This window comes from Pseudomonas sp. GD03875, from assembly GCF_029840585.1.
GTDB lineage: Bacteria > Pseudomonadota > Gammaproteobacteria > Pseudomonadales > Pseudomonadaceae > Aquipseudomonas > Aquipseudomonas paralcaligenes.
The window spans coordinates 1-19,741 of sequence record NZ_JAOCCV010000053.1; the positions used below are offsets into that span (position 1 = coordinate 1).

The following is a 19,741-nucleotide window of genomic DNA, read 5'->3' on the forward strand; positions in this document are numbered from 1 at the left end:
AGCGGCCAGCCAGAGTCCTGAGCGGCTACGCGCGCTTTGAGGTGAGGGTGGAAGAGGTTCTGGTTGGACAACCGCCCAGGTGATTCAGGTAACCTGGGATAACTCTACGTTCGCTGAGCCTGAAGAGATGAAAGGCTGTGCCGTACTTGATCGGAGTACGTGAGTCGGGCTCCCAAGCTCCTCCGCTTCGCCGGCCAAGCGCAACGACCCTACCTTCTCCAGAACCAAGTTCGTTCACTGTATTGCAGGCGCCTTGTGCCCCGGTTTTCATATTTGAGGCCACGAGTACTGAAGCACGGACAATCCGGAATGTACTGGGGCTACCAAACGACTGAGTCAGAATCGACGGAGGTAGTATCAATGGCTTGGCTCAGGTAATTTTGAAAGGTTACCTGCTAATTCTGTACACTCCCTCTATGCAGCTTTTTAGTTGCACCTACGCCTTGCCATGTCTTATTAGAAGGATGCTCAAATGTCTAAATTGGCCGAATACAAAGCGCTCGAAGCCAGGCTCGCAGAGCAGCTCAAGCAGCTTGATGCCCTGAAGAATGATGACGAGCTGAAGAACGAAATCGAATTCGAAGAGAAGCTGCGCAAGCTGATGGACGAGTACGACGTGAATCTTCGTAGCGTCATCGCTTTGCTGGATCCAGAGGCGAGCCGGGGTGCCGCATCCGTTGGGCGAGGTGGTGCTCGTCGTCAGCGCCAAGTCAAGGTTTACAAGAACCCCAACACCGGTGAAGTGGTCGAGACCAAGGGGGGCAACCATAGGGTGCTCAAGGCGTGGAAAGAAGAGCACGGCGCTGAGACAGTCGATAGCTGGCTCCAGTAATCAATCACTGTTGCTTAATAGATGTAAGGAGGAGACCACTCCTCCTTATGGTTAGAGTCAATTTGAGTCGACCCAGGCTTGCATTGCTTCATCATTTGGAAATTTACGCTCCTGAATAGCAATAAATTTTCCACTGCGCGTTTGGCGTACTCTATAGCTGGACGGGCATTTGATTCCGAAATACTCACCTTCGAAAACATCTGGTGTGGTGTAGTAAATGAAGGGATCATCTCCCGCTGTAGCGTGATACTTGCATCGTTTGGTAGCTGTATCGCAGGTATAGATGGTTGTGTCGATTGTCATTCGACTCGTTCCATCTTCATTGAGAATAGGATATTCGGTGTCGCTTATATTGATATTTTCAGGGCACCGTATTTCACTATAGTTGACCTCGCAGTTCAAGAATTCAGGTACACCTGTAGGTACACCTTGTGCACGTGCTGCTTGGTAAGCGATCTTATTCTGTTTACGTTTGATCTCAGCTGCTTCAGCCTCAAACCTAGCCTGTGCTGCCAGTTGGCGATCCTCCTTTATCCAAGAGGGCTCTATCTCATCATCAGTTAACCATTTGCTTGCATCCTCTGCGCTGGCAAAGGCATTCGCATGGTAAGCGACGTACCGACCTGACGCGGTTTGGTTAAAAATATAGCCTGGTGGGACAATCGCATTAAAGCTGTTGCCGCTCGGAATCCATTCGGCCTTAGTGTCGAATCGGCCAACAATCTGCCCAGAGTTTGAGTCGCTGCACTGATTAGAGCCTGAGTGGCATTCAATTACTATTAGGCTGTCCTCCATCAGAACTTGGCCTGAGCTGTAGTGCACAGGAATCTTTTTAGGCATGCCCTCCCATGCACAACGGACGAGCTTATTCCAGCCGTGCTCATGCCTAGAGCAGTCAACAATCGGAGGAAGTCCATCAGTATTGCCGAGAATGGTTTCTTCGTTGCATCCAATTAGAGAGCTGCAGAAAATAACGATCGCGCTTCTAATAAATTTATTCATGTTTTTTCTCGTTGCTGGATATAAGTTATGGTTTTGTCATAATGAGATTGCGGGTATCTACTTATATTCTTTGAGTTCCACTGAGTGTGAGTTTGGTAATTAGGTCTTGGCTTCTTGTTAGGTAATTCGAAGTTGTTCTCAGATTTTCTGTCTGGGTTTATTTTTTGTATTTAACTGTAATGCTGTTATCGATTGGATATTTGGCAATTTCGTAATCTGGATTCAGGGTCGCTAAGTTGTGTGCCGCAATACTGATTGCTGATGCCACTCCCACTAATCCGGTAATTCCACCAAAGAAGCTGCCGCCAGCGGCTGCAATACGGCCGACCGTGTAGATACGGCATCTAAGTCCAGCAGTTTCAATCTTGTTTTCGACGATGCTCACAGCGCTACCCATCCGTCCGCTTAGGCCCACCACCTCGAAGGTTTGTTTATTGCGGATCAGGGAGGTCAGCTCCTCGGTGCTCAAGGCTTCGTATTGAATTGTCTTCATGGTGCTCGTCTCTTGGTCAGAATTAGATACGCCATGGGTCGTAAATGCCGTGGTCGTTTTGGCAGCATAACGGAACGATTTGGCTCATGCCAAGAATCTCCGCGAGCCAAGACAAAGACCAAAACCTGGTTGAGCTGGGTAGAGCGGTGCGTGCGCGACGCACACAGCAAGGCCTCTCTCAAGAGGCCTTGGCTGATGCTGCTGAGATTGATCGCTCTCACATGGGTAAGATCGAGCGTGGGGAGCGCAATGTGACCTTCCTGAACATTGCGCGTATCGCAAGGGCGCTGCAGTGCAAGCCATCCGACTTGCTGCTGGACGCTGGTCTCTAGCTGCAACTCGGCGAGCCTCCTGGTTACCGAGGGTGTGGCTTCCGATTGCTTCTTACAGCTGACCCAGCTCGGCCAGCGACACACAGCCCTCATGCGCCACCACGACGTGGTCGAGCGTCCTGATCCCAACCAGCTCCAGTGCTGCCTTCAGCTTGTGGGTTAGCGCTAGGTCCGCATGGCTGGGCTCCGGATCGCCGGAAGGGTGGTTGTGCACCAGGATCACGGCGGCGGCGTTGTGCTCCAGGGACACCTTGACGACCTCCCGGGGATACACGCTCGCCGCATCCAGTGAGCCGCGAAACAGCTCATGAAAGGCGATGATCCGATGCTTGCTGTCGAGCAGCAGCAACGCGAACACCTCATGCTCATACGCCTCCAGCAGCGTCTGCAGATGCACGAAGACCTCACTCGGACAGGTGAGTGCTCGTCCTCGCCGCAGACGCAGGCTCGCCAGCTGCTTCGCCATCAGTAGGATGTCGGCTTCGGTGACAGGGGATTCGATCAGGTAGGTGCCGGTGGTCTCACCGGCCTTCAGCTTGTGCAATTTCATGGCTGGCTCCAGGGGCCGGTAAGGGTGAGATGGGAAAAGGGCCCTGCCGCTGGGATTGGGCTTCCAGCTTCTCGGCCAGGGTGTGTTTTGCAGGCGTCCGGGTTGGCTTGCTCGGTGAGGACTCGCTACCGCCTTCAGCCGGAAAGAATTCCTCGACGATGGCCCGACCTTCTTCCTCGCTGTCCTCGAAGGCGCCGTTGGCGAGTCCGTAACTCGCGGCTTCATCCAGCGAGCCCTGATCGAACCCTGCGGATTGACGCGCCTCGTCCAGTTGCCTGGAGGCCAGCAGTGCGTCCTCCAGGCTCGTCCCGCTGCGGAGGGTGATGTCGGCGTAGAAGATCGGTGTGCCATGGCTCTGGCGGGTCGACTTGCCACGTAGCCGCAGTTCCAGCGGCAGACACGCCAGCCGGTTGCCGGAAAGCGCTTTCAGGTACTGCAGGCGCGCGGCCAGGGTGCGGATGCTGTTGAAGCCCGTGGTACGGAACACGAAGCTGCCCAGCGGATCCTCATCGCCGATGACCACATTGAGCCGGCCGTAGGGCTTGCAGGCACCGCCCTGGGCAAGCGGACAGCCATCGGGCGAAGGGCAGGGCAGCGACGCGATCCCATCCGCAGTACGCCGTTTGCAGGTCTCGCCGTTGCCCACGCAGATAGGGCGTCCGGTCAGCCGATCGAACAGGGTGTACTCGGCGCGGAAGTTGAGCTCCGGCTCGTTGAACAGCAGCCGGATAGGAATGCTGCGCAGCTTGTTTTGCGGGTCTTGCTGACCCTGGCGCAGCTCGTCATCGAGCGGATGCAGCAACCAGCCATCCCTGCCTTGGACCTGGGAGGTGATGGTGAACTGGTCATCCTTCTCCGGCAGACGCTTGCCATTTTTCTCGACAACCTTGCCGATGGAAATCCGCCCGAGCACGGGCGGGGTGATCGCCAGGCCTTTCAGCATGGTGGTTCTCCTGAATGAAAAAAGGCCACCCAGGCAGCAACGCCCGGATGGCCAAGGGGGAAGGGGAGTCCTGAAACGGAGTGGGGCGAAGCAGCGGAAGCGAAGCGCAACGAACGCGCGAAGCAATCTGCTCAAGTGATCAGAAAGCGCCTGCTGCCCGATTTGGTGAGCGGATACTTGGCCTGCAGGTAGGGTTTGTCCTTGAGCAGTTGCTCCAGGTCGAAGCCCACACTGTCCCTGGCCTTCTTCCAGGTGATCTGGCCGCTGCCGAACCTGGCCCGGGTGGCATCACCCATGGCCTGTTGCAGGGTCTGCTTGAGCAGCGCTTCGCGCTCTTGCTGCTGGGCGATGCTGTTGCGCAGCGCCTTGAGCTCGACATAGGCCAGGGTGAGCACCGGGTTGTGACTGAAGTCCACCGTCTTGCCGGAGTCCTGCGGGTAGAGACAACGCAGCGCCTGATCGGCCGAGTCCGAGCCATCGGCCGGCGGCGGGGTGTCCGTCACCACGTACTGCCAGAAGCGCCGCTCCAGTTCGATCAGCCGAGCGATCATCAGCTCGTCGCGCTCGATGCGATGAATTTCCAGCGTTTGGCCGCCGATGAGCACGGCCACATCCGCCGCCTGTTTGCCGGTCACGGCCAGCTGGTGCATCACCTGCAACTGCACATACTCCGGCACGCCTTCTCGCCAGAGGCGTGCGCCGTTTATGCCGGCAGTCTTGCACTCGAGGATCTGCACATCGCTGGCGCTGATCACTTCGCGGTCGATGTTGGCCAACATCCAGGGCAACTCAGGATCCGGATGCTGCAGCACCGCGTTGACCCGGCGTACCCGCCGGCCCGTACGCTTGCGGTAGTGCGCCGCCACGATAGGTTCCAGCACCGTGCCCCAGTAGGTGGCGGTGCTTTCATCCTGTGGATCCGGCTTGGGCATGCCCGCATCGCGGCCAGTCTTTTCCATCCACAGTTCCAGCTGTGATTTGTACGGATTGAGGCCCACGGCTGCGGCGGCGTCGGAACTGCCGATCCCACGCTTGCGGACATCGAGCCATGTTTCGCGCGGCATGGCCTTGGTGGCGACCAGGCGCAGGGCAGGGCGGTTTTTCGGTTGAGGTGTATCGGTCGAGGGCGTTGCCATGTTCTGTTCCTTGCAGACAGCACAACGCCCGATCAGCACGAAGCTGACCGGGCGTCATGGGAGGAGGGAGCAGGAAAAGTCCGGTGATCAGGCGACCATCTGCAGCGCGGCATCGAGCGCACGTTGCTTGATCTGCGCGCCCTGGCCGAACCAGGCCGAGTCCATGCGGTACTCGTTGTTGCGCGCACGCCGTTCGTGGTCGACGTACTCGGTCACGGCATTGAGCAGGCCCCAGGCGGTACCTCGTGCCGATTCCAGATCCGAACCACGACCACGGCCGTCATACAGCTCCTGGACTTTGCGCAGGGCACGCTCGTTGGGCAGGACCTCGGGCAGATTGCCGGCCGGGTTGGTTTCGCAGAGCACGTTCATGAAGAAGCCCAGAGCTTCATGCCATTGCACCTTGCGCTCGGCCAGCATGCGCATGCGGTACATGAAGTCGTCCCATTGCGAGACGGCGATACCGAGTTGCTTTTTGACGGCCTTCGGATCGAAGCGGGTGTTGTGCGGCACCTTGATAGCCCGACTGGTGCCATCGAGGGCGATGGTCAGGGTGTTGTTGCAGACCACGCGAACGGTGGTTGGGGTGGCGGTGGTCGCCAGGGTGCCGTCGCAGGACGTGGCCAGCAGCAGGTAGCCGTTGACCTGATCATTGCCCTTGATCGCGGTGCTCTGGCCGGTCCGGGCCAACGCCCAGAACTTGCGACCACCCTTGAGCACACCGGCCGTTTCCAGCTCGTAGCCGGAGACCTGGGTGAGATCGCGGTAGAACTCCAGCACCTCGCGAGGCTGGACCGTGTGGTAACGGCTGGAGACCACCGACAAGGGCGCCTTGGTATCGGAGCGGAACAGCACCTTTTGTTCGGGGAAGGAATGGATGCTGTCCAGATGGCCTACCGAATCCGATTTGAAGTGGACGGGGCTTTCCAGGATCTGCCAGTCCATACCGGCTTCGTGCTGCCAGGTTTCGATGGGTTGTTTCGGGGACAGGCGACTGCCCAGGCCGTGCCAGGGGGCGGCGCCGACGTAGGCCATTTGCTCGATGAGATGTGCCATGAGGATTTTCCTTTGGGTACGATCCGGCAAAAGCGCTGCGCAAGGCGCAGCACCGGCAAAGTGGATGAGTGAGTGAAGCGAGAGAGAAGGGCAGGGAGCCCGGACAGCGGAGAGCGAGAAAGCCTGATCAGGCCGGCAGGTTGAAGCGGTGACCGCAGGCCAGACAGAGGTTGTGGGCGAGAACGTGGCGATCCAGTTGCTCGCCGAGTTGGGCGCCCAGCACACAACCGCTGGCACCGCCTACGAGACTGCCGAGGACCGCGCCGGATATTGCGCCGAGGGTAATCCCGACCGGACCTGCCACGGCACCGATCACGGCGCCGGCCTGACTGCCGGTGAGGGCTGTACTGGCGCCACGAGCGGCACCACCGACAGCGCCGATGGTGGCACCGATGGTCATGGCGGAATGGGTGGATTCAATCTGGGAAGAACGACAGCGAGGGCACTGCAATGACATGGGTGGGGCTCCAAGGGGGCTGATGTCAGGGCAGTAATGTGTGATTGAAATTTTTTAGACTCAGATCGATTGAGGGCAGCCAATGACCCGACCAGAACCCACGAGCCAGTTCGTCATCATTTCCGGCTGTTCAGGTGGAGGTAAGTCGACACTTCTCGCGGAGCTTCAGCGACGTGGCTATGACGTGATCGAAGAGCCTGGGCGGCGCATCGTTCAGGAAGAGTTGAGAAAGGGTGGTCAGGCCTTGCCTTGGCTCGACATGGTGGGATTTTTGCGCCGTGTCATCAAACAGGCACAGGATGACCATGCCAACGCTCCGCGGAACGGCTCTCAATGGGTGTTCTTTGATCGTGGTCTGGTCGACGCAGCGGCCGCACTGCAAGCGCAGATAGGCGAGCCCTTGCTGGCGACTCTAGGCCAGTCCTATCGCTATCACTCGATTGTGTTTCTGACGCCACCATGGCCGGAAATCTATGTTCAGGATGCAGAGCGTCGTCATGCCCTGGATGCTGCGCTAGCGGAATACGAGCGGTTGCTACAGAGCTATCCGGCCTTGGGGTATGCAGTATCGCTTTTGCCGAAAGTCAGTGTGGTGGAGCGTGCAGACTTTGTGCTGAGCACCTTGGCTGAACTCTGATCTGTGGCAACCTTCAAGCCTGTCAGGCCAGCGAGCGCTTCAACAGGTGGTGGAAAGGCAGATCGCGCAGCACATGCATTTCGAGTGCTCTTTGTTCGATTGAGGAGACGCCACGATGAGTCCTTACACTGTCCTGAATTCCCTATGGTCACTCGGTGGCATGCCGCCGCAGGCGCTGGTTCAGATTGCCTTGACGGGCCACGACCCGGTACTCCCGTCATCCTTCGCGGTGGGGACTGCTGCGCAGGCAAGCATTGCGGCTGCCGCGCTGGCCGCCTGCGAGTTGGCCCACGCGCGCGGCCAACCACGTCAGCTCATCAAGGTGGACATGGCCCACGCCGCCGCCGAATGCACGGGCTATTTCACTGTGGACGGACAGGCACCTGAACAATGGGACTCGTTGGCGGGTTTGTACCGATGCGTCGATGGCCATGTGCGTGTGCACACCAACTTTCCTCATCACCGAGATGGCGCACTGCGCCTACTGGGGCTGGACCCGGCATCGGCTACGCGCGCGGAGGTCGCGCATGCCCTGCTGGGCTGGAAGGCGTTGGATTTCGAGCAAGCGGCGGCTGATCGCGCGCTGGTAGCCACGGCGCTACGCAGTTTCGCCGAGTGGGATGCGACGCTCCAGGGCCAGGCAGTGGCTGCTCAGCCGCTGATGACGATTACCCGGATCGGTGATGCGCCTGTGCGCGCATTGCCCGTTTTGGCAGATGATGCCCGGCCACTTACTGGCCTGCGCGTGCTCGACCTCACACGTGTTCTCGCCGGTCCGGTAGGGGGCCGGGCTCTGGCCTCATTCGGCGCGGATGTCATGCTGGTCAATTCCCCGAACCTGCCGAACATTGCCGCCATTGCCGAGACCAGCCGGGGCAAGCGTTCGGCGCATATCGACCTGCGTACAGATACCGGCCGCGAGATACTTTGGCGGCTTGCCAAGGAAGCCCATGTGTTCTCGCAAGGTTACCGTCCGGGCGGATTGGCGGTACTCGGTTTTTCGCCGGAAGCACTGGCTGCGCGGAGCCCCGGCATCGTCGCTGTATCGCTAACTGCCTACGGCACCCAAGGCCCGTGGGTACAGCGGCGCGGCTTCGACTCGCTGGTGCAGACGGCCATGGGGTTCAACTATGCCGAAGGCCAGGCGGCAGGCGATGGCAAGCCACGCGCGTTGCCTATGCAGATCCTTGACCAAGCAAGCGGCTTCCTGATGGCCTTCGGCGCGGCAGCAGCCTTGTGGCGCCAGCAACGCGAGGGCGGAAGCTGGCATGTTCAGATATCGCTCGCCCAGACTGGTCATTGGCTGCGGGGGCTGGGGCGTATCGAGAGTGGCCTGCGAACCGGTCAGACCGACCTGTCGCGTTGGCTAACGGATGAGATGTCCGGCTTTGGATTGTTGCGAGCTATCAGTCCCAGTGCGCGATTGGCGCGAACGCCTGCGTGTTACACGCGCCCGTCAGTACCACCCGGCAGCGATGAGCCAAAGTGGTGACCGTGCGATGCGAGGATGTCGGCAAACGAGATATCCATCCGACCAATCCACTTCATCAGGCCGGCTCGGCGACGGCGTCGCCCAGCGGCAGTAAGGCTACAAGCCCGCAAGGAGTCTGACTCAGCAAGGTAAGAAGGTTACCAATCTGGAACAGACGAGTAGTCGGCTGCCTTGCGCTTTCACCAGAATTCAGTGGCAGCGCCTGTGCGGATAGCGCAATCGCTTGGAGTCTGGAGGTCCGCAGTACGGCGACCAGTCCAGACGGATCACGCTGCGCTACTGCCAATTGGCACAGCGCGAGCAGATAGCAAGAGTTGTCTATTGGATCATCTCGGTCGTTATGGCGCAGGCGCTGCAGTACGCGACGCAGGTGTTGGCGCGAGGCCGCTTCGCTGCGACCCGACAACTCGCCAAGTTCAGCGTGACCGAAATCGAACACCTCGTAGAGCAGCACCAGCGCAACGTCGTCGGCCGGCAAGGCGTGGGTCAGGCGGCACAGCGCCTGCTCGACGCGTTGCGCCTGTTCAGCCAGTTGTTCGGGCGTCTCGACAACGGATGTCGCATTGGTCTCCGAAAACTGGTCAAGAACGACTTGAGAGCGACTCTGCCTACGCCAGGTATCTATGCACAGATGGCGCAGCACCGTGATCAGCCACGCCTCGCGGACAGGCAGTTTGCCGTCTGCCGTGCGTAGCCATGTGTCCTGTACCAAGTCTTCGGCTTGCTCCTTCTGGTCTAGCCATTGCCGGGCCAATGCAATCAAACGGCGGCGCAGTACTTCGTCAACGGCCAAAGGATGGGAATCAGCGGGGGATGTCACGGAAAAACCTCATCGTTCGTTTATTGAATGAATTAATACCATGGAGTTATCCAGATGCTTGCACAAGAAACTGACGCCTCGCCCAAGCCGACACCTGCTCAGGACAACACTTTTCTGGAAGAAAAAGCATTCCGATCCCGGATGGTTCTGGTGTTCGGCACCATCACCGACACACTGGCATCCGAGACCGTGCGCAAGCTGCTTACACTGGATGCTGAGTCTAGCGCGCCCATTACCCTGATCATTTCGTCTCCCGGCGGTCATCTCGAATCGGGGGATGCGATCCATGACGTAGCGCGCTTCGTTTCGTCGCCGGTCAACATGGTTGGCACCGGCTGGGTGGGCAGCGCTGCTACGCACCTCTATCTTGGCGCTCCTCGAGAACGCCGCTTCTGCCTGCCACAGACACGCTTTCTGATCCATCAACCCAGTGGCGGCGCTGGCGGCCCTGCCAGCGACATAGCCATCCAGGCCGCCGAAATCATCAAAGCCCGCGAACGCATCACTCAGGTCATTGCACGCGAAAGTGGCCAGCCGCTTGAGCGGGTGCGCGAGGATATTGAGCGTGACCTCTGGATGCCGGCGGAGGATGCCGTCATCTATGGCTTGGTATCTCGCATTATCAGCCGTCGCGAAGAATTGCCTGCTACTTGATGGTGCGCGCTGCCAATGTGAGCTCACTTGGAAACCAGCTGAAGCCGGGCTTCTGTCGCTTCCATTTGTTTAGCTGTTGCTCGTCATACTGCTCACAGCTGCAATTGACAGAGCCCTCTACAGATCTGCCTCACGCGCTGGTACATGAGAGCTCCATGCCATGTCGAGGGGGCTGACTTCATTCGGCAGCCCCATCACTCATCTAGGTTATTTTCGTGATGAGTTTGTCAGCCGCCGACGGTGGCTGAGTGAGCGTAGCTACGCTGGTCTAGTCGCCTCTGTCAGTTTCTGCCAGGGCCATGGGCATTATGAGGCTCTCCCTGCGCGCGTGAAGACGTAAATACCCTGATCCGCTACCAGGTTCTCACGGTCATAGCGTAGGGGCGGTTACTGACCCATATGCCGGAATTGCGTAGAGGAGGTGGCAGTATGTGTAGCGGTGTGGAGGTTCGAATTGGAGATCGAACTTCGAAAATCTATTATCAAACGGCGATGGCTGCGTTGCCTGTAAAGTTGCCAGGTGCTGGAGCCCTAGAATGGATTATCTGGGGGCGGCGTAAGGGGGAGGCTGGGAGTAGTCCGCAAGGAGGATGGGCGAGGCTTTCTACTATCGACTTGGGCACGTGGGAGGTCCTCCAGCCAATCCGCGCTCAGGCTATTGTGGAGCGCTTCATGCAGAACCAAGGCAGCGCGGGCTTAAGAGGGCGGCGACTTTCACAATGGATTGAAGTGCCTCTAGGTATGGCCATTGAATGCTTGGTAGTTGGCGAGGGCCAAAATCGACGCGCCTATGTCATTACCACCACCCCACCTCCCAAGTACAAATGGGCCAGGGACCACTGGCCGCTATTGGGTGAAGTGGAAGAGTGGCTTGCCCAGGAAGCGCCTTAGACGTAGTTGCCCTAAGACAGCGCTCCGGTGCGGGAGAGTTCGTCATTCTTCCGGGACAACGGAAATCGCCCCATTCTTTTCGATGATGGCGAACTTGATCTGATCGATCCGATCAATGCCCTGCTTCTCCCGCGCCGCTTCCAGAATGTCCTCCGTTTTTATCCGGGCAGCCTTGAGGCGGTTCTCTAATGGGCGCCCATGTTCGACGACGATTACAGGCGAGCCTTCGAGCCAGGTGTCGAATCTCTCTGATCGCCATTTGAGGTTGTTCAGGAAGATATCGATGGCCAGCAACGTGGCGATAACGAGTATGGCATTCGTGATCGAGAAATCATCGCCAAGTAGAGCTTGTTGAGTCGCTTCGCCGATGATCAACAACAGAACAAAATCAAAAATGGTCAGCTCAGATAGCGAGCGCCTCCCAGCCAACTTGAACAGTATCAGCAGAGCGAAGTAGATGGCGGCGGCCCTTAGCACAGCGTCCATGAGGCTTTCTCCTAGGGATAAATGAACTGAGCAAGATCGACCTTGGATGAGCCGTTGCTCACCTGAGATCGGTAAGGCCCAACCCCATCTGCCCGGAGCGAGAGATGAACACGCGCATATCCCTCTGCATCAGACCGAATATCCAAGCTAAGTCCGGTTCGCCTATGGGTGCTGACTTGATCAGGGGATGGCTGAATATTTTCGATGGTGGTGCCTTCAAGCATCTCCCCAGACAGATCAATGCGCTGCATCTCCCCTGGGTTGCCTCGAACGCTGATCACCATGGTGAAGGTCGCTCCATTGCGAAGAAACCGTTCGTACTCAACCGTTAGGTTTCCATTCGGGCTTACTGCCGTGGCCGAGCTCAACGGCCCACGTGAAAACGCGCCCAGCAGCGTCAGCACCATGATTCCGAGCAGAATCCAGCCACCGGCCCGCTCCAATTTCCACTGCACCCTCTGGACGCCTATGTGCTCCCGCACAGGGTGAGTTCTGTTTCGCATTTCGTCCGCGTCGAACCTAAGCAAGCTCATTGGCTACTCTCCCCATGCTCCGGCAAGCCCTGCTGGAGCATGCTCAGTTACCGGAAGGTGAGATTTCCAGCGAACTTCACTTATCGAGCGTCGCGGCTTGGTTACCGCCTTGCTCGGCAATCTGGGTCAACTTCTCGTCGGTAGACTTTTCCTCTGCCAACGTTTCCTTCAGCAACTGCACTGCCGCATTTTTCAGACCCAGATGCTTGGCCATCGCGATCAACGTGCCGTACCCAGAAATCTCGTAGTGCTCTACCTTCTGAGCGGCCCCGATCAGACCTGCGTCTAGAACTGGGCCCTTGTCGATCTCATCAATGAGTTCCTTGCCTTCTTCGATCAGCCCTTCCATGGCGACGCATTTCATGCGCTTGAGCTTGAAACCGGTGATCTCAACAACTTTGTCGATCCGTTCAATCTGTCCTTGGGTTTCTTCAAGGTGAGCCTGAAATGCCTGACTGAGCAGCGGATTGGTTGAGGCCCTGGCCATTTTGGGAAGCGCGCGAGTGATCTGTTTTTCCGCGCTGTAGATGTCGGAAAGCTCGTGGATGAAAAGGTCTTCAATGGTCTTGCGAGCCATGACTTGTCTCCGAATGGATGCATGTTCAAGGACGGGTGTCCCTGAAGGGTCGACAGGTCGCTTCGACGGGGAGTTCAGGTCTTTGCTCGCAGATAAAATAATGAAGCAGAACGGCAAATCAGTAGCTGTCGAAGCAGGCCGACCGATAGCTCAGCGATTCATTGAACAGCCGGCTTGCACGCTTTCTCCAATCTCATGGGAGCCATCTCTCGGCTCCGATCGAGGTGAATCATGAATACGACACAGCAAGCGAACCCGCAGGGCCCCAATGATCCAAACGACCCGATTCCGCCAGTAGAGCCAGGGATTACCCCTGACGATAGTAGTGGCCAACAGAAGAGGAGCGCCCAGAGGACTGGCGAGATCCGAATGATCCAGGCACCGAGCAGCCCAGCAATCCCGACGAAGGTGATCCGCTGAACGCTCCCGACTAGGTAACCCCACTTGAAAGCCCGGCTAAGGCCGGGTTTCTGTCACTTCTATTGCTTGGCCTTGACGCATGAAGGAGAGGCGCAACGGACTGCTGCAGGTCGAGTCACGCCTGGTGCTTCTCCAAGGTATCTGACGCAAATCAGTGCTCCGGCAGGTATCGGAAGCTGCCACAGCGGCTGCAGCATTGGCACAGGACAGTTTCTTTGCCCATGAGGGCGATCTCGCCCGCGGACCAGGTACAACCAGTGATTAAGCATCGAATAGTCATATTGGCCTCCATTGGCCTCCATTGGCCCGGTGGCCGCAGCACCTGTTCAATCAGCCGACCTTGGTCGGGAGAAGAAGGTTCTAATCAAATTCTGACCGGTAGGAGCGTGAGCTACAGACGCCACGACTTCAGCGCTTCGTCGCCGATGCGCTGAAGCGAAACCGCCCGGTAAAGCTCAGGCGAACTGGCTTGTGCGCCGCCCGTCCAGCTCTGTGAACTCCCGCGTCGCCCCCTTCCTCGATAAAGGACTTGCCCACCGACGAGGACCACCCCCATGCGAGCACTCACCTACCACGGCAGTCACGACGTGCGCGTCGAGACCGTCGCCGACCCGGTCATGCTGGCCGACGACGACATCATCCTGCGGGTGACCGCCACCGCCATCTGCGGCTCCGACCTGCACCTGTACCGGGGCAAGATCCCGCAGGTGAAGGACGGCGACATCTTCGGCCACGAGTTCATGGGCGAAGTGGTCGACGCCGGCCCGGCGGTGACCCGGGTGAGCAAGGGCGACCGGGTGGTGGTGCCCTTCGTCATCGCCTGCGGTACCTGCTTCTTCTGCGCCATGGACCTGCACGCCGCCTGTGAGACCACCAACCCCGGCCGCGGCGCCATTCTCAACAAGAAACAGATTCCCTCCGGCGCCGCGCTGTTCGGCTACAGCCACCTGTATGGCGGCCTGCCCGGCGGCCAGGCGGAATACGTGCGCGTGCCCAAGGCCAACGTCGGGCCGATGAAGGTGCCGGGCACCCTGCAGGACGAGCAGGTGCTGTTCCTCAGCGACATCCTGCCCACCGGGTACCAGGCGGCGGTCAACGCCGGCATCCGCCCGGGCAGCAGCGTGGCCATCTACGGCGCCGGCCCGGTCGGGCTAATGGCCGCCGCCTGCGCGCGGCTGCTCGGCGCCGAGCAGATCTTCATGGTCGACGAATCGCCCTACCGCCTGGAGTTCGCCCGCCAGACCTACGGCGTCATCCCGATCGACTTCGACCAGGTGGACGACCCGGCCGAAGCCATCATCGAGCGGACCGCCGGCCACCGCGGCGTGGACGCGGCCATCGACGCGGTGGGCTTCGAGGCCAAGGGCAGCACCACCGAGACCATCCTCACCACTCTCAAGCTGGAGGCCAGCAGCGGCAAGGCCCTGCGCCAATGCATCGCCGCCGTGCGCCGCGGCGGCACGGTGAGCGTGCCGGGGGTCTATGCCGGCTTCATCCACGGCTTCCTGTTCGGTGACGCGTTCGACAAGGGCCTCACCTTCAAGATGGGCCAGACCCACGTGCAGCCGCTGCTGCCGACGCTGCTGGAGCATGTCGAGCGCGGCGAGCTGAAGCCGGACGTGATCATCAGCCACCGCCTGCCGCTGGAGCAGGCGGCGGAAGGCTACAAGATGTTCGACAAGCAGCAGGACGACTGCCGCAAGGTGGTGCTGCGGCCATGATGACCGCCGCTCACTTGCTGTGCTCCGGCGAGGACGGCGGATGGGCCATGCCACGCGGGCCGAAGATGCCCCACAGGACCAGGCCGAGTACTGGGAACAGCGCGATGCCCAGCGACCACAGGGCCTTGCTCTCCACGCCCTTGTCGCTGCGGTACACGCTGACGATGGCCCACAGGTCGAGCAGGATGATGATGACGCCGAGGGCGATGAACAGAAGAGTGAATTCGCCGAGCATGTCGAGGTTCCTCCACGGGGGTGTTTCTGTTGTGGCCGCATCCCCGGCCCGCGGTTCAGGTGAAATCGATCCGAACGGCGGCGCGCTACATGCCTCGAATGCTGCAGCCCGCCAACTATGGCCGATACAGATTAAGCAAGTGCTGTTTGATCTAAGACCTTTCGGAAGCCGCTTTACGGAGACACAAGCGACCATTCATCGAGGTTTTCCTAGCGAGGCGTGATTGAGACAGGCAATCGTGCCTGTTCGATAGGAGATTCCAAGATGAGCAACAACCCTGGCAATTTCGCGAATGATCGGCAAAAGGCTTCCGAAGCTGGCAAGAAAGGTGGTCAGAGCAGCGGGGGCAATTTTGCCAATGACCGTGCAAAGGCCTCTGAAGCAGGCCGCAAAGGAGGGTCAAAACAGCCACCGGCGGGGGGGTAGCTAAGTGAACTGTATGGAGGGAGGCCCAACATAGGCCTCCTTTCTTAAGAGTCGAGTCGAGGCCATTTCGGAACGCTCTGACGCCAGCCTCAATTGCCTATTTGGGCACATGCCACTCACCAAAATGCGCAGTAGGAAATCCCTAGCCGACATGTGGCGCTACTGCCTATCTTCTCGGGAAAGCCAAAACTGCTACTGCTAGATTCCCCAGGGCCGGGAGCTAGGCACCCGGCTTTCCGCGATATCATCCTAACGATGATTCGGATGGTGCATTAAACTGGGCAGGCCTTACGTTATATGCGCCGCCCGGTACACCCAGCTCGTTGTCCATATTGCGTTGCGGACCAGAGGTAGTCGGGGTTGGGTGGCTTGAGACTCGCGCCAACGAGCTCTTCATAGCGCAGTGCCCGGTTAGGCCGCGCTTCACCGCGAGTAGCGAGGCCGCTATTTCTAGAAATCCGCTGACTCCGCCGCGCTTGAAGCCATTTCCAACCCCTGCGATTCCGACGGCCAGCGATAACGCTCGTTCCCAGCCAGTGACATTTTGTTCGCTCATGGATAATCCTCTCGGTTCATGGTGCCGCTAGTGCGTGTGATGAAGGCCTGCTGCGCGTGCAAGCCAAGCTTAAAGAGTGACTACTGGGCGCTCGTCATAGTTCGAGTGCCAAGTAGCGACAGTACTCTCGATGCGACCGATTGCAGGGCCGTTACTCGTGCAGTGGAAAGCTTGGCGCGCAAGCGGGCGAGAGCTGATTACTAGGCGGCTCTCGCCGATAGATCATTTACGGCTGCGTCGGGGGCTTTTGGGCTTCGGTGGCGTGACACTGGACTCCATTCCTCCGCTGAACGACTCTGGATCATCTTTTTGATGTCGTTCAGCTTGCAGTTGCTTCCGGGCCTGTTGCCAGAACTCATCAGCAAAGCCCTCAGGGCGGCCGTTCTTCTCCCACAGCGCATAGGCACGCTCACGTATCTCGTAATCATTTGTCATGCTGAGGCTCCTTCATTGGACTATCTACGGTGCTAGGTGAGTTCCGGCTCCAGTCCTGAACAGTGACCTTCAATTACCTCTCGAAGTTGAAGGCAATAGCTTGAGCGGTCACCATGAAAATGAGTCACTGCTTTTTTTCGAGCGATCTCTGATAGTGGTCGCGGTAGGCACTCGTAACGCCACGATGGGTATCCGAGCAGACAGCCGGAGCCTTGCGCTCCGTCGTGGCGTTTGAGGTGTTCGTAGAGCGATTGGAAGTAGGAGAGAAGAATGCGCCGCTTGGCTTTCAGCTGAAGCTGCTCCTGCTCTTCTGCCTAAGTAGCACGAGGTCAACAAGTTCTATCTCACACGCTTCCAGCCACTGTTCCGCTGAGAGATTCCCTAACGGGCGAGGCGGCTCTTGGTGGTATGCGTTCATGATCACGTGCCAAGCCACGGCTCTGAGGTTTGGAACAGTGGCTGCTCGCAATTCAACTCTGCCTTCGACGCCTTCGGCTGTTTTATAGATGACCATCCAGTCCATCATCGCGCGTCCTCCCTCGCCATTGGGCTAAGGAGTAGTGTCCACTTCTATGGTGGCAAGGGGCCAGAATTCAGATTTTTGAAGAGAACTGCCGCTTACTTAATAGTGACACCGCAATTGATGCTCACATTCACTTGTTGCTCGGACTATCTAACGAAGCGGTAAAAGATAGAGCTGAAGGTATTCCTGCGCTTAGGCTTGTTAGCGAGTTCAGGTAAGAGGCTCGCTTGGTCTTGGCCGGTTTCTGCCCCTTACGAACGGCTACAAGGGGCGACTTAAGGTCACGACTGGCAGAGGTATAGCCATCCTTGGAAATTGCTGCCAGCTATTGCCTTAAATCGCGGAGATGTTCTTGGATCAGGAGATTGGCCAGATTGTGAGGTATCGCGTTTTGATGCTGTCACAAGTCAGCCTAGCTGCTAGCGAATAATCCCTGCGGTGAGTTCAGGAGGCCAGCATACTCCCAAGGAGTCCTCCGGCTATCGCACAGCCCAGCACCACGAGCCAGGGTGGCAGTTTCCAATACATCAGCGCCACTAGCGCCAGCAGAGCCATACCGAAGTCCTGCGGGGTGTGGATGGCGCTAGTCCATACGGGCTGATATAGCGCTGCCAACAGCAGTCCCACCACTGCGGTATTGATGCCGGCCAGAGCAGTCTGGGCGCGCGGACTACGGCGTAGTTGCTCCCAGAATGGCAGCGAACCAGCCACCAGCAGAAAGGACGGCAAGAAGATTGCCAGCAGGCAGATCAGCCCACCCAACCAGCCTGAAGGCGCACCTTGCATGGATGCGCCAAGAAACGCCGCAAAAGTGAAGAGCGGCCCTGGAACGGCCTGAGCCGCGCCATAACCGGCAAGGAATATCTGGTCATCTACCCAGCTGGTGTGCACCACCTCGGCTTGCAATAGCGGCAACACCACGTGGCCACCGCCGAATACCAAGGAGCCCGCACGGTAGAACGAGTCCACAATTGCCAGAGTTCTGTCAGGGAATAGCACCGCCAGCGACGGTAGGCCGATCAGCAGAGTGAAGAACACCGCAAGCCAGATCAGGCCAATGCGGGGGGGTAGTTTGATCGGTAAAGGTTCGTGTGCATCCCCTTGTGAAGGTTTGAGCAGCAACAGTCCCGCTACTGCCGCCAACACGATGACGCCGAGTTGTCCCCAGGCAAACGGTATGGCTAGAGCCAGGCAGGTGGCGACGGCCATGATGGAGATCCGCAGAGCATCCGGGCAGAGGGTGCGCCCCATACCCCAAACAGCTTGGGCGACTACCGCTACAGTCATAACCTTGAAGCCGTGCAACACCCCTGCAGGAAAGACATTCGCGTAGCTGGCAATTCCGAGTGCAAACAGGATCAAAGCTATTGCTGAAGGCAGGGTGAAACCTAGCCATGCAGCCAGCGCGCCTGGATACCCAGCCCTTGAAAGGCCAAGGGCTATTCCAACCTGAGTACTCGCCGGCCCCGGCAGGAACTGGCAAAGCGCAACTAGGTCGGCATAGCTGCGCTCGCTCAACCAACTCCGACGGTTGACGAACTCATCCCGAAAGTACCCTAGATGCGCAATAGGGCCGCCGAAAGAGGTCAGACCAAGACGGAGAAAAATCAGGAAAACGCACCATGGACTGTGGTCGTTGATCATACAGCCTCTCGAAAACCATTAGTTTGCAGGATGCTCATGACAAGTAGGTGCTTACACTCAGTGGATGGTTTGGCTGGCTTCCAGATCGACGATGATGCCGACTTCGAGTTGATTGAGTAGGCGTAGAGCGCAGGGCCTCCGAGAGCTGCTGCCCATTGGGAACCTGGAAGCGTCAGAGAGATATTCTTCTGGGCTTTGCGCTCAGGGGCGGCTTTATCGAGAGTATCCAGATATTCACGAACTGGACGACTGATCGAGATGTGTGACCAATCTGCCTCGTAGCCGGAACCACACGCTACAGATCGGCATTGGCCTTGATCAAACTGGCGTCGACAGCGAAGCCTTCACCACCGACCAGGCGCTCTCCGACGTAGTGCGCCAACACCTTCTCGAATATGAAGCGCAACGTGTCGTTGTCGCGGAAGCATGCATGACGGCTCTTCGAGAAGATTGAGTGATCGGGCACTGCATCCTCTGTCACAGCGGAACAAATTGAGACCTGTTCGTCGTTTATGGCATGGGCGAATTGTTGAGGTCAGCCCGTTCGGGTGAAATCCTCCCACTTGAATATGGCCTAGCTGGATGCGATGGCCTGCTGGAGCTTGCAGGGAGGCGGGCAGATGAATCGAGTCCTCAATGTCACCACGGTATTCGGTGGCGATGCGCTGCGCTTTTCGACCCTGAACGGCCACGAGGAAATCTCCCGGCTGTTCGACATGACGCTGGTCATGAAGAGCGAGCAGAAGGGCCTGGACCCCCAGGCGATCCTGGGCACCCCGGTGACGGTGGAGATCGAGCTGGCCGGCGGTGCGCGGCGCCACATCAACGGCCAGTGCGAGCAATTCGCCCTGGTCGGCAAGGAAGGCCGCCACTACCTCTACCAGGCCCGA

25 protein-coding genes and 1 pseudogene are annotated in these 19,741 nt (G+C 58.4%); 10 read left to right on the top strand and 16 right to left on the bottom strand.

What is annotated here, in order from left to right:
* The first annotated feature begins 472 nt into the window (after nucleotides 1–472).
* Entirely contained in the window at nucleotides 473–832 is a 360-nt protein-coding gene (locus N5D30_RS25120) for a histone-like nucleoid-structuring protein, MvaT/MvaU family (RefSeq protein ID WP_279911184.1), read from the top strand.
* Nucleotides 833–889: 57 nt separating this feature from the next.
* Here the strand turns inward: N5D30_RS25120 and N5D30_RS25125 are convergent, their stop codons facing one another.
* Nucleotides 890–1,834: a hypothetical protein gene (locus N5D30_RS25125; RefSeq protein ID WP_279911185.1), complete on the bottom strand. Its 945-nt coding sequence runs from the start codon at nucleotides 1,832–1,834 to the stop codon at nucleotides 890–892.
* Between the two features lie 157 nt (nucleotides 1,835–1,991).
* The gene (locus tag N5D30_RS25130; protein WP_279911186.1) at nucleotides 1,992–2,327 is read right to left on the bottom strand and encodes a hypothetical protein; all 336 of its coding nucleotides are present in this window, start codon (nucleotides 2,325–2,327) and stop codon (nucleotides 1,992–1,994) included.
* Nucleotides 2,328–2,413: 86 nt separating this feature from the next.
* Here N5D30_RS25130 and N5D30_RS25135 point away from each other — a divergent pair, with 86 nt between their 5' ends.
* Nucleotides 2,414–2,659, top strand: a complete 246-nt coding sequence (locus N5D30_RS25135) for a helix-turn-helix transcriptional regulator (protein WP_279911187.1) — start codon at nucleotides 2,414–2,416, stop codon at nucleotides 2,657–2,659.
* 52 nt (nucleotides 2,660–2,711) lie between these two features.
* Here the strand turns inward: N5D30_RS25135 and radC are convergent, their stop codons facing one another.
* The 5 genes from radC to N5D30_RS25160 form a co-directional block, all read right to left on the bottom strand.
* Nucleotides 2,712–3,209: a DNA repair protein RadC gene (radC, locus tag N5D30_RS25140; RefSeq protein ID WP_279911188.1), complete on the bottom strand. Its 498-nt coding sequence runs from the start codon at nucleotides 3,207–3,209 to the stop codon at nucleotides 2,712–2,714.
* A complete protein-coding gene (locus tag N5D30_RS25145; protein ID WP_279911189.1) occupies nucleotides 3,181–4,152 on the bottom strand; it encodes a hydrolase or metal-binding protein in 972 nt (323 codons plus the stop codon). Before N5D30_RS25145 ends, radC begins: the two co-directional genes overlap by 29 nt.
* A 131-nt stretch (nucleotides 4,153–4,283) precedes the next feature.
* The gene (locus tag N5D30_RS25150) at nucleotides 4,284–5,288 is read right to left on the bottom strand and encodes a lambda-exonuclease family protein (protein WP_279911208.1); all 1,005 of its coding nucleotides are present in this window, start codon (nucleotides 5,286–5,288) and stop codon (nucleotides 4,284–4,286) included.
* An 87-nt stretch (nucleotides 5,289–5,375) separates the two neighbouring features.
* Complete coding sequence (locus N5D30_RS25155) at nucleotides 5,376–6,344, bottom strand: DUF932 domain-containing protein (RefSeq protein ID WP_279911190.1); 969 nt, start codon at nucleotides 6,342–6,344, stop codon at nucleotides 5,376–5,378.
* A gap of 127 nt (nucleotides 6,345–6,471) precedes the next feature.
* A complete protein-coding gene (locus N5D30_RS25160) occupies nucleotides 6,472–6,744 on the bottom strand; it encodes a hypothetical protein (RefSeq protein WP_279911192.1) in 273 nt (90 codons plus the stop codon).
* 139 nt (nucleotides 6,745–6,883) lie between these two features.
* Between N5D30_RS25160 and N5D30_RS25165 the strand changes: the two genes are divergently transcribed.
* Both N5D30_RS25165 and N5D30_RS25170 read left to right on the top strand, forming a co-directional pair.
* Nucleotides 6,884–7,438: an AAA family ATPase gene (locus N5D30_RS25165; RefSeq protein WP_279911194.1), complete on the top strand. Its 555-nt coding sequence runs from the start codon at nucleotides 6,884–6,886 to the stop codon at nucleotides 7,436–7,438.
* A gap of 115 nt (nucleotides 7,439–7,553) precedes the next feature.
* The gene (locus N5D30_RS25170; protein WP_279905468.1) at nucleotides 7,554–8,930 is read left to right on the top strand and encodes a CoA transferase; all 1,377 of its coding nucleotides are present in this window, start codon (nucleotides 7,554–7,556) and stop codon (nucleotides 8,928–8,930) included.
* 55 nt (nucleotides 8,931–8,985) lie between these two features.
* Here the strand turns inward: N5D30_RS25170 and N5D30_RS25175 are convergent, their stop codons facing one another.
* Nucleotides 8,986–9,750 carry a sigma-70 family RNA polymerase sigma factor gene (locus N5D30_RS25175; RefSeq protein WP_279911195.1) on the bottom strand — a complete coding sequence of 255 codons (765 nt, stop codon included), beginning with the start codon at nucleotides 9,748–9,750 and terminating at the stop codon, nucleotides 8,986–8,988.
* 54 nt (nucleotides 9,751–9,804) lie between these two features.
* Here N5D30_RS25175 and N5D30_RS25180 point away from each other — a divergent pair, with 54 nt between their 5' ends.
* From N5D30_RS25180 to N5D30_RS25190, 3 genes and pseudogenes are all read left to right on the top strand, one after another.
* Nucleotides 9,805–10,404 (top strand): ATP-dependent Clp protease proteolytic subunit, encoded by a 600-nt coding sequence (locus tag N5D30_RS25180; RefSeq protein WP_279911196.1) that lies wholly within the window; start codon nucleotides 9,805–9,807, stop codon nucleotides 10,402–10,404.
* Nucleotides 10,405–10,573: 169 nt separating this feature from the next.
* Nucleotides 10,574–10,681, top strand: a pseudogene (locus tag N5D30_RS25185) (chromate transporter); the annotation flags it as partial.
* 395 nt (nucleotides 10,682–11,076) lie between these two features.
* The gene (locus N5D30_RS25190) at nucleotides 11,077–11,295 is read left to right on the top strand and encodes a hypothetical protein (RefSeq protein ID WP_279911197.1); all 219 of its coding nucleotides are present in this window, start codon (nucleotides 11,077–11,079) and stop codon (nucleotides 11,293–11,295) included.
* Between the two features lie 42 nt (nucleotides 11,296–11,337).
* On the opposite strand, the gene N5D30_RS25195 is transcribed toward N5D30_RS25190, so the two are convergent.
* The 4 genes from N5D30_RS25195 to N5D30_RS25210 all read right to left on the bottom strand — a co-directional run bounded on the left by N5D30_RS25195 (nucleotide 11,338) and on the right by N5D30_RS25210 (nucleotide 13,591).
* On the bottom strand, nucleotides 11,338–11,781 hold the full coding sequence (locus N5D30_RS25195) for a YetF domain-containing protein (protein ID WP_220814334.1): 444 nt from the start codon (nucleotides 11,779–11,781) through the stop codon (nucleotides 11,338–11,340).
* 11 nt (nucleotides 11,782–11,792) lie between these two features.
* The gene (locus N5D30_RS25200) at nucleotides 11,793–12,236 is read right to left on the bottom strand and encodes a hypothetical protein (RefSeq protein WP_279911198.1); all 444 of its coding nucleotides are present in this window, start codon (nucleotides 12,234–12,236) and stop codon (nucleotides 11,793–11,795) included.
* Nucleotides 12,237–12,390: 154 nt separating this feature from the next.
* Nucleotides 12,391–12,891: a ferritin-like domain-containing protein gene (locus tag N5D30_RS25205; RefSeq protein WP_279911199.1), complete on the bottom strand. Its 501-nt coding sequence runs from the start codon at nucleotides 12,889–12,891 to the stop codon at nucleotides 12,391–12,393.
* A gap of 571 nt (nucleotides 12,892–13,462) precedes the next feature.
* Nucleotides 13,463–13,591, bottom strand: coding sequence for a PSPA7_2676 family Cys-rich small protein (locus tag N5D30_RS25210; protein ID WP_279911200.1), 129 nt, complete (start codon nucleotides 13,589–13,591; stop codon nucleotides 13,463–13,465).
* Nucleotides 13,592–13,865: 274 nt separating this feature from the next.
* On the opposite strand from N5D30_RS25210, the gene N5D30_RS25215 reads away from it, so the two are divergent.
* Nucleotides 13,866–15,032, top strand: coding sequence for a glutathione-dependent formaldehyde dehydrogenase (locus tag N5D30_RS25215; protein ID WP_279911201.1), 1,167 nt, complete (start codon nucleotides 13,866–13,868; stop codon nucleotides 15,030–15,032).
* A gap of 10 nt (nucleotides 15,033–15,042) precedes the next feature.
* On the opposite strand, the gene N5D30_RS25220 is transcribed toward N5D30_RS25215, so the two are convergent.
* Nucleotides 15,043–15,267 (bottom strand): PLD nuclease N-terminal domain-containing protein, encoded by a 225-nt coding sequence (locus tag N5D30_RS25220; RefSeq protein WP_279911202.1) that lies wholly within the window; start codon nucleotides 15,265–15,267, stop codon nucleotides 15,043–15,045.
* A gap of 264 nt (nucleotides 15,268–15,531) precedes the next feature.
* On the opposite strand from N5D30_RS25220, the gene N5D30_RS25225 reads away from it, so the two are divergent.
* Nucleotides 15,532–15,693 carry a KGG domain-containing protein gene (locus N5D30_RS25225; RefSeq protein ID WP_279911203.1) on the top strand — a complete coding sequence of 54 codons (162 nt, stop codon included), beginning with the start codon at nucleotides 15,532–15,534 and terminating at the stop codon, nucleotides 15,691–15,693.
* Between the two features lie 778 nt (nucleotides 15,694–16,471).
* Here N5D30_RS25225 and N5D30_RS25230 read toward each other — a convergent pair.
* From N5D30_RS25230 to N5D30_RS25240, 3 genes are all read right to left on the bottom strand, one after another.
* The gene (locus tag N5D30_RS25230; protein WP_279911204.1) at nucleotides 16,472–16,684 is read right to left on the bottom strand and encodes a DUF2934 domain-containing protein; all 213 of its coding nucleotides are present in this window, start codon (nucleotides 16,682–16,684) and stop codon (nucleotides 16,472–16,474) included.
* Between the two features lie 967 nt (nucleotides 16,685–17,651).
* Nucleotides 17,652–18,851 carry a chromate efflux transporter gene (chrA, locus tag N5D30_RS25235; protein ID WP_279911205.1) on the bottom strand — a complete coding sequence of 400 codons (1,200 nt, stop codon included), beginning with the start codon at nucleotides 18,849–18,851 and terminating at the stop codon, nucleotides 17,652–17,654.
* Between the two features lie 295 nt (nucleotides 18,852–19,146).
* Nucleotides 19,147–19,317: a hypothetical protein gene (locus N5D30_RS25240; RefSeq protein WP_279911206.1), complete on the bottom strand. Its 171-nt coding sequence runs from the start codon at nucleotides 19,315–19,317 to the stop codon at nucleotides 19,147–19,149.
* Nucleotides 19,318–19,471: 154 nt separating this feature from the next.
* Here N5D30_RS25240 and N5D30_RS25245 point away from each other — a divergent pair.
* A partial coding sequence (locus N5D30_RS25245) for a phage late control D family protein (protein ID WP_279911207.1) occupies nucleotides 19,472–19,741 on the top strand: 270 nt, incomplete at its 3' end.